The organism is Thioalkalivibrio sp. ALE11 (assembly GCF_000381205.1).
Taxonomy (GTDB): domain Bacteria; phylum Pseudomonadota; class Gammaproteobacteria; order Ectothiorhodospirales; family Ectothiorhodospiraceae; genus Thioalkalivibrio.
Genome location: NZ_KB906195.1, coordinates 1 through 11,495, shown reverse-complemented (window position 1 = coordinate 11,495; position 11,495 = coordinate 1). Strand labels below are relative to the sequence as shown.

Annotated in this window: 8 protein-coding genes; 6 read left to right on the top strand and 2 right to left on the bottom strand. The window is 62.3% G+C overall.

The window, feature by feature from the left end:
* From F620_RS0113625 to F620_RS0113615, 3 genes are all read left to right on the top strand, one after another.
* On the top strand, nt 1–848 hold an 848-nt coding region (locus tag F620_RS0113625), incomplete at its 5' end, for an IS5 family transposase (protein WP_019571007.1).
* A 421-nt stretch (nt 849–1,269) separates the two neighbouring features.
* Nucleotides 1,270–2,367, top strand: coding sequence for an MBL fold metallo-hydrolase (locus F620_RS0113620; protein ID WP_019571006.1), 1,098 nt, complete (start codon nt 1,270–1,272; stop codon nt 2,365–2,367).
* On the top strand, nt 2,354–2,626 hold the full coding sequence (locus tag F620_RS0113615; RefSeq protein WP_231373921.1) for a DUF3006 domain-containing protein: 273 nt from the start codon (nt 2,354–2,356) through the stop codon (nt 2,624–2,626). The genes F620_RS0113620 and F620_RS0113615 overlap by 14 nt, the downstream gene beginning before the upstream one ends.
* Before the next feature lie 150 nt (nt 2,627–2,776).
* Here the strand turns inward: F620_RS0113615 and F620_RS14705 are convergent, their stop codons facing one another.
* The gene (locus F620_RS14705; RefSeq protein WP_019571004.1) at nt 2,777–3,706 is read right to left on the bottom strand and encodes a DUF1566 domain-containing protein; all 930 of its coding nucleotides are present in this window, start codon (nt 3,704–3,706) and stop codon (nt 2,777–2,779) included.
* Between the two features lie 362 nt (nt 3,707–4,068).
* Between F620_RS14705 and F620_RS15295 the strand changes: the two genes are divergently transcribed.
* Genes F620_RS15295 through F620_RS14565 form a run of 3 tightly spaced genes read left to right on the top strand, consistent with a single transcriptional unit; the run spans nt 4,069 to nt 10,485 of the window.
* Nucleotides 4,069–4,530: a hypothetical protein gene (locus tag F620_RS15295; RefSeq protein WP_155987046.1), complete on the top strand. Its 462-nt coding sequence runs from the start codon at nt 4,069–4,071 to the stop codon at nt 4,528–4,530.
* Entirely contained in the window at nt 4,514–7,249 is a 2,736-nt protein-coding gene (locus tag F620_RS14700; RefSeq protein ID WP_051081260.1) for a hypothetical protein, read from the top strand. The genes F620_RS15295 and F620_RS14700 overlap by 17 nt, the downstream gene beginning before the upstream one ends.
* Entirely contained in the window at nt 7,246–10,485 is a 3,240-nt protein-coding gene (locus tag F620_RS14565) for a site-specific integrase (RefSeq protein ID WP_019570999.1), read from the top strand. Before F620_RS14700 ends, F620_RS14565 begins: the two co-directional genes overlap by 4 nt.
* A gap of 134 nt (nt 10,486–10,619) precedes the next feature.
* Here F620_RS14565 and F620_RS14560 read toward each other — a convergent pair.
* The coding region (locus F620_RS14560; RefSeq protein WP_019570998.1) for an IS5 family transposase at nt 10,620–11,495 on the bottom strand (876 nt) is incomplete at its 5' end.

Genomic DNA, 11,495 nt, shown 5'->3' with positions numbered 1-11,495 from the left:
TCGAGCCGCACTACCCGAAGGGGAAGCGCGGCCGCCCGCCGATCGGTCTGGAGCGGATGCTGCGGATGTACGTGGCGCAGCAGTGCTTCAACCTGTCGGATGAAGGGATCGAGGACGCGGTGTACGACAGCCAGGCGATCCGGCGCTTTGTCGGGATTGACCTGAGCCGCGAAGACGCCCCGGATGCCACCACTCTGCTGCAGTTCCGTCGGTTGCTGGAGCGCCACGACCTGACCCGGGTGATCTTCGAGCGGATCAACGCCCATCTGCAGGAACGGGGCCTGCTGCTGCGCGAGGGCACGGTGGTGGATGCCACGCTGATCGCCGCCCCGCCATCGACGAAGAACGAGAACAAGGCGCGTGACCCGGAGATGCACCAAACGAAGAAGGGCAATCAATGGCACTTCGGGATGAAGGCGCATGTCGGAGCGGACGTGGTCACGGGCCTGGTTCACACCGTGAAGGGGACGGCGGCGAACGTCTCGGACGTGTCGCAGGTGCCGGACCTGCTGCACGGCGAGGAAGACAGCCTGCATGGCGATGCCGGCTACATCGGTGCGGAAAAGTGGCTGGACGGGCATCGTCCCGAGACGCACATCGCGCGCAAACGCGGCACCGTGCGCGCGATGCCGGAATGCCCGGCGCGCGAGCGGGTGCGCGCCGCCGAACGGCAGAAGGCGCAGTTGCGTTCGATCGTCGAGCATCCGTTCCATGTGGTGAAGAACCTCTTCGGCTATCGCAAGGTCCGCTACCGCGGCCTCAGGAAGAACACCGCGCAGCTGCACAGCCTGTTCGCCCTGGCGAACCTGTACCGCGCGCGAAGGTGGGGGCTCCTCACGCAGGGATAGTGTGTCTGCGGGACCGGAAATCGCCCCTGTAACCGCTCAAAATGGCGGTTACAGGGGCCAAAACATGCCGCCGTGGCCCTAATGTCCTTCCAACTGGCGGGCGATGGATCCGGATGCAGGTCCATTGATCAGCGATTCCATAGGTGTCAGGTCTGCTCGTGCACAGGCTCCGGCCGTTGAATGAGTGGTGACCCGTCTGATTCAGGCAGGCGTAGCGAAATCAGGCGCTACAGACAGGCCATTCGGGAAAAACCATATCAGATCCGTGCGTTGCGCGGGGCGGGGCCTCGCGCTCCAATCAGCGTTCAGATGACCCGCAACGGTGATGGTGCCCGCCATGAAGGGCAGATCGCGACTCGCAAAGGTCCCCGGAGCGCGGGAACCCGGTGTAGCGTCTGTTCTGAACAGGAGGAGCTTGCTGATGCAGAAATCACAACTGGTGGCCGTTTCTGTGGCGATTGGTTTCGCGCTGTTCGCGGGGCCCGTCAGCGCGGTCCTGAAGGTGACTGCCCTCTCCGTGGGCCAGGGAGACTCCATGCTGTTCGAGGCGGACGGCCAGACCGTGATGATCGACGCCGGGCGGTCCCGGTACGACGCGCTGAACCATCTCCAGGAAGCTGGTATCCACAGATTGGACCTTCTAGTGGCGACACACGCCCACGCCGACCACATCGGCGGTGCCTCCGCGATCCTGGAGGAGACCCAAGTGGAGTCGGTCTGGTACAATGGTCAGGCGCACACCACGCAAACCTTCGAGACTTTCATCGATGCCCTCCTGGAAGCGCAAGACACCCAGTACGTCGAACCGGAACGTGGTCGCATCAAGAAGCTGGGGGACGTGAAGATCACCGCCCTGCACCCGGAGGGCTCGGCGGCCGATTATGGCGGCCATCTACACGACAAGAACATCGTCGTACGCATTGACTACGGGCCATGTTCCGCGATGGTCACCGGAGACATCGAACATCAGGGCGAGGCAGAGATCCTGCGCACGGACCTTGATATCGACGCCGATCTGCTGGAACTTGGACACCACGGGTCCAGCACGTCTAGCAGTCCCGAATTTCTCGAAGCCGTGGATCCAACCATCGTCATCGCGCAGTACGGCGAAGACAATCAATATGGTCACCCGCATGACGATGTGATCGCCTACGTGGATCGGTACACTGACGCCCGATTCTACGGTACGGCCGACCGCACGATCCGCATGCAGTGCGACCCCGTCGAACACCGTTGGTCGATCGAGGGCGGCGTGCAGCCGGGCGCAGCGGAGGGTACGGCTGCCCGCCCATTCGGACGGAGTACCGACACGGACCGCCCCCTGCACGACTGCATCGACATCAACAGCGCGTCGCGGAAGCGCTTGCAGGACATTATCCATATCGGCGACGCCCGCTCCGAGCAAATCATCGAGGGGCGTCCCTGGAGCAGTCTCGACGAACTGACAGAGTTCTGGCGAGTCGGCGAAAATCAAATCGAGGACATGCGCGATCAGGGGATGGCCTGTGTCGATCGATAAGCCTGAGCGCGGGATGGTCGATGCCTTCGAGGGTGAATGGGCCCGTGTGATCATGGGAGAGCCCGGTTACGAATCGGCCCAGATCGTGCCGCGTGCGAGGCTACCGGAGGATACGCGTGTCGGGGACGTGATGAGGGTATGGTGCCCAAAAGATGTTCCGTTGGAGCAGGCGGCCTTCCAGTTCGACGAGCAGGAAACGGCGGAGGCGCGGCGGCGAATACGGAGTAAGCTGGACCGCCTGCGCCAGAGACAAACCTGAAAGTGTCCCCAAGGTCGAGCCGCACGTCAGTTCTCGCCTACAGGAGAGAACTGCCATCTAGCCGGTCGACACGGTCCGGAATGACCGCTTACCCGAAATGCTCAACGAAACGCGGGGCTGCGCGGACATCGCGCTCTCCAACAGGCAAAATCACTGTCCGCCGCGCACCAACCGGACCGTGCGGCTGGTGCTCTTGGCGCTCCAGTGGCCGTCGCCAGTGCGGAAGCTGACAGACCACGCGAGGCCCGAAGACCCGGCATAGGGCGAGGCCGACCAGAATTGATGCCACTGCCATTCCTCAGGAAATGCCTCAGGAAATGCCTCTAAATCAATCGTAGGCATCTGGTCGTCCCCCTCACAACCGCGATGGTCACGACTCCCCACAAAGGGAAAATAACCGGGTTTCCCGCTGGAACAATAGACTAGGCTGTTCAGTTCTTCGATGGTCGGCACCCGCCAGTCTCGATAACCCGCGTAGCCTCCTCGACGGTTGACCTCCTTCGCCGCATCCAACGCATCTTGCCACGTCATTTTATCCTTTCCCTCTCCCACACAAGTCTGGCCGTCCCACTCCTGCCCCAGGCTACAACGCATCCATTGCAACCCGGTCTCAGGGTCGGTGACAGTGCCGTCGCCATTGTCCAGATAACGACCGCTCTGCCCGATCCGTGGCCGTGTCTCGCCTTCATGTTGCGCGGGTGGTTTCTGGGAAGATGAGAAGCCCGGTTGAGCAGAGGCGGGCTCAGTGGTGGCATAATTCAGCGGCGGCACCGTCCACCCCAAAGCCTCGGCCCAGGCGACGATGGCCCACAGGGCCAACCCCTCGTCGATGCCCAGGTCATCGTGCAACTGCCCGGCTAGGCGGGGCAGCAAAATGGTGGCGGAGGTTTTCCCGTCATCCCGCATCAATTCCTTGGCCAACCCCTCTTCGGCGACGGCGCTAAGGACGCGTACTTCGCGCTTGTACGGCGCGCAGAGATCGCGCAGCAAGGCGCCAGTACGGCGTGGATCTTCTGCCAGCTGCGGACCGTATTGCGCGATAAGTTGGTTGAGCTGCTGGGCGACCTTATGCTGCGACATAGATTTTCCCTATAAGTTAATGACAGGCTGGGCAGTTGGTGACTTATCAAACGAACCGCCAGGGTATCCTCTGGCACTCGATGTTGAGCTGCTCCCCACCCTCCCTCTGGATACTCTGATGCTTTGTCGGTACCACTGACGTAACGAGACAACCTAGTGTTTGGCCCGACTTGGCACAGCAACTCCGGCCTTTCCCTATCTCGTCGTCCGGTAGACATACCAGGGCTCTCTGCACCATCCTACGATCACTACCATAAATGAGCGGCGCGTACCGAATGTCACGCCGAACTACCGTACCCATCCAGTCACTCTCCGCGCCCCACGATGTCCGATGGCACCCGCCCGACCCTGCGCTCCAGCTGTTGGCCAATGAGGGCCGTTCGCTGGAAACCGACGTTCTGACGTCGCTGCTGCACATGATGCCCATTGGTGTGCTTGCGGCCCGCGACGCCGACAATCCGGAATATCCCATCGCGTACGGAATCCGATCCGCCCAGATCGCCCGCGCCCACCTGGGCCCCGACGCACATATACCGGTCACGGTCCACGACAAAGCCGAGCAGGGACAAATCGACCAATGGCGTCTGCTCGATCGCCTGGTAGTCCCCACCCTGCTTGGACCACGTAATGGAGACGAACTGGTCACCCTCTGGGTCCAGGCTTTCGATTCCGGGGATCTTGAAACCCCGGAGGCCGCCACCATTGGCCTCGACCGGATCGATAGTCAGCGGGCGCTTCTGCAATTGCTGAACGTTGACGCCCGTCGCCTGCGAAGGACGCGGGATGCCCTCAGGCAGGAGAACGCCGATGAGCCAACCGACTAAGGGGAGCTTAGCCGAACTCGATCAAGCAGTACTCGAAACCTCCGAGTACCTCTCGTCTAAGATCCTCCAAAGTGTCCACCGCGATCTCCATACTCCGGACCCGCCGGCCGGGGTGTTCGAGATCGCGCGCCATATCCGCGAGCTACACCCAAAGATCAAAAGCATCGCCGGCGATTGCCTCAAGCACCTCGATCTGTGGGCCGACGCGGTTGGCCAGATCCCCGAGGACCACGCGATTCGCTCACACCCCGAACAGAAGGCCCGTCACGCCGGAGACGGCCACCTTTTGGCGCCTTTACGTGGGCTTTACTCGAGCCATCCTCTGTGGTGCGTCCTCTGGCACCAACACGCTTTCTCTATCGATGACACCGAGGACCAGTCCTTACCCGAAGCCTACCAATGGCTACAAGCACATTTTTTGGTGGTCCATTCGATCATTGCCCATGAGGGGACCCTCGAAGAAGCCAAAAGTGCGGCTTATCACACGAGCCTCCTCCTCCGTGAGCTCCATGTGGCCGAACACGTGTATTTTCTCGAAGTCCTAAAGCCACATTGTGCCGCCGAACGCGATCTCGCCAAGTTTTTGGCAGATCAATTTGGAAAGACACTACCGAATGCCGAGAAGTGGAGCCGACGTCAAACAAAAACGCAACGCCCTCTCGCTGACCGTCGTCGCGGGGCATTATCGGCATTCTGCCGATTGCTTGTCCACGCTCACGGTCTAACCGATATTGAGTTGCCAGGAGCCCCAATCACGGCTCAGAAGAAGAAAGGCGGCAAGACCCAAGACCGAAACAAGCTAGACCCCAATCGCATCCCGCCGGATCACTCACAATACGGTTTCCTAAAGGAGGCGGGAACGCTTCAAGTCGGCTGGCGCGGCCATCGCGCGACCCTTCACCATCATCGCGTCGAGAAGAAAACCCGCGACCGTATGGATGAAGATGGCCAGGACCCGCGGGAATATGAGAGCGAGCCGTCGGTCGCACTCGATGCCAATGACCTATTGGGAGACGATCCCGAGGATTCAGAATCCAAGGACTTCAACCCTGAGAACGTCAAACGCCCGCATTTGGGAACCGTTTTCGCCTTAGCAGCGGCCCGTGGGCGGCATATCGCTGTGGATAACCAGCGCCAGAGGGTGGATCGGCGACGCGCCCGTGCTTACGAAATCCAATTGGTGGTAACTACGCTCAACCGCTTATGGGAGCAACATATGGCGTGGGAGCCCACAAGCACGAAAGAGCAGACGACTCGCCACCAAAATATCGCCCTTCTGCAGATGGCGGGCGTCGGACTCGCGACGGGCACTCCTCCGGATGTGCTTCATCGAATGCAAGTCATTCAGGGCACCGAGGCCACGTTTGGCCTCGACCTCGCGTGGGATCCTACATCTGGCACGTGGATTCGCCCCTACCGGCTACCCTTCCGGAGGCCGCTCAACGACGATGGTCAGCTAAAGCCCGCCTGGATCGTTTTGCCGGATGTCTGGGGCGCCGCAAGATCTTTCTACGGGGCGCCTAATGGTTCTGACGCCGTAGCCCCCGAAATGTACTGGCAGCATTACAGAATTGCTGACCTGAGACGCTGGTGGAAGGATCGCATTCGCAATGATCTGAAGGAGGCCGGCGTTTCCGATCGATGGTCAGACCTGGCATCCATGATCGAGATGATCCCTTCCTGGCTTTCGGGGCAGGAAGAAGGGGACCAGTTGACGGTGGCGGCACTGTTCGATCGGCCTGACGCATTGGCAGAGACCCATCGCTATTACACGGCGTACACCCGTGGCACACTTTCCAGCACCTACCGCGATGCGATGCAGGCGCTGTCGGCGGAGATGTCGCTTTCCAGGAGAAGCGACAGACCCAACGATCTACTCGCTCTCGAAGAAGCGCCCAGCGTGGATGGCAGCCGCGACCAGGTCGGGACTGACCGAGCTCCAACTTTCTCCGCCGTGACGGCGTTGGTGGCCCGCCTTCAGGAGCCGCAAGGGACGCCCGGTCACGGTGATCTGAGGTGCCTGGTCGCGGAGCACAATCGGGTGACCGCTTACACGGCGATCGGGCTGGCACTCGCCACCGGCTTTCGCGCGGTGCGGACTCCGATAACGGATCTGACCAAGATCCACCGGCCCACATCCACGATGCTGCTCCGGGAAAAGGACCAGTGGGACGGTCGGCATACCCGGCTGGCCGTGCTGCCCGACACGCTCGTGCGTCAGATTGACCAGTACCTCGCCCATCTGCAGAGGTTGTATCTGCGCATGCCGCTGTCCTTCTCCATGGACTGCGAAGTGGAGGCCACCAAAAATCGCGACCGAAGCCGCTATCGAAGCGATGCTTTCCGGCTGGACCTTCGAAAGACGCTGTTCTTTCTGCTGCCGACAACCGAGCAGCCCGGTGCTGACGAATGGGAGCCCGTAGAACTGACCGGTGATCGGCTCCGGCAACAATGCGAACAATATCGGCCGGGTGCATGGCCTGTGGGAAATGCCGGCCGGCATTTTCTCCGGACATGCCTGACGGAGTTCGCAACCCAAGGTGAATACCCGCTGCCCACCACCGCCATCAATGCCCTCCTCGGACACTGGCGATACGGCGAGGAACCATGGACGCCCCAGTCCGCTTTCGATCCGGTCCGTTACCGAGAAATTCTCCTCCCTGCCCTCGACGACCTCCTCGCGCGGGTGGGCTATAAGGCTCTTGAGCCCGCCTCATGAGCCGTTTCGCCTCAAGCTCGGCTGAAACCGGCGACGGCTGGAATTGGGTGACCGTGGCCCGCCTGGAGCCTCTACCGGCGGTCTGGGGACGCTGGCGCCACATCTGGCATCCGTTCGAGGACATCCTGACGCTTCACCGGGCGGAAGAATGGCCATGGCACGACGAGATACCGGGTGCGCAGCTCTTCTGCCCACCTGAATTCCAGAAGCTCATGGAGAGCTTGTTTGACCATTGCCCCTCGCTCTTCGCGTCCGCCAAGGAAGGGCCACCCGAAAAGATCCATGCGTCCTTCGAAGGAATGATGTCTCTGGCGCGCACGCACGGGCCTGAGGGACGCGACTTCGTGACGCGTTGGCGCATCCTCGAAGTGCTCGACGCGGGCAACCGTCTGGGGCGGTGGCGGATCCCGATACGGATGATTCCTGCGCCTCTACCCTCGCCGCCAAGCCCGATGTTCACGGTCGAATCCTTCGAAAAGATGGTGGAACACGAGGGTTTCTACGACGCCTTCGTATCAAGCCTGACAGAAGCGGCACCTCCGGACGTCAGCGACATGCCCGAGCGGGTCTTTTGGGGTCAGGCGTTGACGAGTCTCTGCCTGCTTTCCGGCGTCCTTCAGGCCAAATGGTTATGGGCCGCCCCCGAGGCGATCCAGGCGGCGGAGCCGCATTTCGAATGGCTCGACCTCGTGCTCGACGGCCAGGCCGATCAGGATCCTGAAAAGGCGAATCGACCGCGCATACAGCGGGTGTTCCTGGACCCCATTTCACGTTGGCTGCTTGTTCGAGCCTCACGACAGGGCTTCCCCGATCCGCCACAGGGCCGACGAGACCCCAGGGGGCTGTTCCAAATGATGAAGGGCTATGCCCAACATTGCGGATTCCAGGATTCGTTACCCAGGAACTGGTCGGACCTGAAAGACATCGCCACGACGCGCCTCGCCCTCTACATTCCGCCGCACCTGATCGGACACGCCAAGGGCTATTACGCGCCCGCCTCCCTTCCCGCACATGTCTGGGGCCGGATCTTTAGCAAGCCTGACCGGATCTCCATGGACCCGGTCAAGCGCGAACTGGCCGCTGCCAACGCGGGGTCCGGGACCACGGAAAAAGGCGATGAGCACGAGTCGGAAACGCTCTCGCCAAGCGGAGTCCGAAAAGTCATCGGCGAGCTGGGCGGGGCGATCCGCAACAGCAGCCCTCGAAACCCCCACGCCCTGGAAGACTGGCTAGCCGAACATGCCTCGGACGAACCCAGCCAGACCGCAGTCGATTCGGCCCCAAGTCTCCGTCTGCTCGGCTACTGGGCATTGCACTGGCTCTTCCGCGGAGGCCACGGGCGACGCGCTCTCAAACCGAAAACCGCCTACAACCACTACAACGCGATCGCCGCCCGGCTTTACGGCCAGATGGGGCTGGAGGATTTCAGCAGGATCGAAACCCCCGGTGATTTCATCGAGCTCTACAACAACGCCCTCGATGACGCGGAGACCGGCGCCCAACGCAAGCGGATCGCGAACGCGCTGCGCAGCTTCCACGATTTCCTGAGCGCGACGTATCCGCAGGTTCCCACGCTCGAGGACTCCGGTGTCTTCGAGGCCCGACATCATCAACCCCACGCCGTCGATGCCAACTTTCTGGACCCCGACGACTTCGGCTGGGTTGTCCGATGGCTGGACTGGCGGCATGGCCCGGGAACGGCCGCCGCCGAGATCCGCGTCCTCATCGCCTGTCTGGCCTATTACTGCGGGTATCGTCGCAGCGAGGTCGTCGCACTCCGACTCGGCGATTTCGATCCCCCGCCCTGGCTCGACATCGTGGTCCAGCCCAACACCACCCGGGCCCTCAAGACCGCCAACGCGCACCGTCTGAGCCCGCTTCGTTCCCTGATGCCGAAAGCCTATTTGGATCGACTGGTGGAATGGATCAACCGCCGGCGGGACGAAGCCCGAAAGGCCGAACTTTCCGAGCACGACACCCCCCTGTTCGCTCCGCTGCCGGGAACACCCGACACCTCAGCGTACGGAAATGCTTCGAACCTGCTGACCGGTCCCCTGGAGGACATTACCGACGCGCTGGTCCGCGTGACCGGTGACCCAACCCTCCGCTTCCACCACCTTCGGCACTCATTTGCGAACCGACTGTTTCTCACCCTCTGGCGGGGCGAGAACATGGACCAGTCCGATCACATCGGTTGGTACGACCGGCTCATCGGCTTCGAGGACCCGGCCGGCGTCCGTCAGGCGCTGGTCGGCAAAGCGGGCGTACAGCGCCGGAGCCTCCGTCTGCTCAGTATGCTGCTGGGCCACGCCACCACGGACATTACGCTCAACCACTACGTCCATCTGGCGGATTTCCTCCTGGGACGGGCGGTACGCAAGGCGACGCCGCCGCTGGACGCCAAACAGCTGGCCAACCTGTGCGGTGTCGATGAACACACCATCTACAAGACCCGGCAATCCCTGGGGACCTCCGATGCGGCGACGATCGTCGAGCACTTCACGACCAAGGTCGACGGCGGCGCACACTGCTGCCAGGTCCACCCATCCGCGACTCAGAAGAAGCTACAAAAGCCAGAGGATCCGTATATCCGGAGAATATTGTTCACCGACGCCCTGAATCAGCTGGCCGAAGGTGAGGATACAAGCCCGGATTTCGCCTTTCCGTGGAAACCCGAACGAATCGACGAAGCGCTCCAGCTCGCCAAAAGCTACCCCGACCACTGGCGCCAGTCCCGCACAGGCCAGGGGGCGCCGGTGCTCGAGCCACCACGGACCCAGCAGGACCAACGGCTGGCGAAACACACCCTCGCCTTCCTCGACGGACTCCGGGCACGCGATCGGCGCAATTTCGTGACCGGCTATCTTCGGGGCGCGCAACCTGACACGGCTCTCGACACCCGTTTTGCCCAAGTCGCTCAGGCCAAACGGTGGATCGAGCTCCTTCACCACCTTGAACTGTTGAGCTCGGTAGAGTTTCGGCATATGCCCAACACCACGGCCCGCTTTACCTCACCGAGAAACCAGCATCAGTACTGGCAGGATCGGCTGGGAGACTCCATCGAACTCGCTACAGGCCCCTCTGGAGCGCCAAACCCGGAGGACCGCGTCTGGAGCGAGCGCGGCAGGATTGTCTGTACTCGGACCACGCCGCCGGCACACGGACGCGACCGTTGGGTCTACGGTGTCCGGTGGGCCTTCACGATCACCGCATTCGAACTAAAGAAGGATGATTAATGGCTCTGCATCCGGCTCCGTGGCCCGCCAACGCATTGTTGGAAGGACATTGGGCCGGCCGGGGCGGCCTTTTGGGTGCCTTGTGACCGCCGGTTTTGGTGGTCACAGGGGCGTTTATCGATCCTGCGGACGTACTACCCCTGCGGCAGCAGTCCCCACCGTCGCGTGCCATACAGGTTCGCCAGGGCGAACAGACTGTGGAGCTGCGCGGTGTTCTTCCGGAGGCCTCGGTAGCGCACCTTGCGGTACCCGAAGAGGTTCTTCACCACATGGAACGGATGCTCGACGATCGAACGCAACTGCGCCTTCTGCCGTTCGGCGGCGCGCACCCGCTCGCGCGCCGGGCCTTCCGGCATCGCGCGCACGGTGCCGCGCTTGCGCGCAATGTGGGTCTCGGGACGATGCGCGTCCAGCCGCTTCTCCGCACCGATGTAGCCGGCGTCGCCATGCAGGCTGTCTTCCTCGCCATGGAGCAGGTCCGGCACCTGCGACACGTCCGAGACGTTCGCCGCCGTCCCCTTCACGGTGTGAACCAGGCCCGTGACCACGTCCGCGCCGACATGTGCCTTCATCCCGAAGTACCACTGATTGCCCTTCTTCGTTTGGTGCATCTCCGGGTCACGCGCCTTGTTCTCGTTCTTCGTCGATGGCGGGGCGGCGATCAGCGTGGCATCCACGACCGTTCCCTCACGCAGCAGCAGGCCCCGTTCCTGCAGATGGGCGTTGAGCCGCTCGAAGATCACCCGGGTCAGGTCGTGGCGCTCCAGCAACCGACGGAACTGCAGCAGAGTGGTGGCATCCGGGGCGTCTTCGCGGCTCAGGTCGATCCCGACAAAGCGCCGGATCGCCTGGCTGTCGTAGACCGCGTCCTCGATCCCTTCATCCGACAGGTTGAAGCACTGCTGCGCCACGTACATCCGCAGCATCCGCTCCAGACCAATCGGCGGGCGGCCGCGCTTCCCCTTCGGGTAGTGCGGCTCGATCGCCTCCACCAGCGCCGCCCAGGGCGT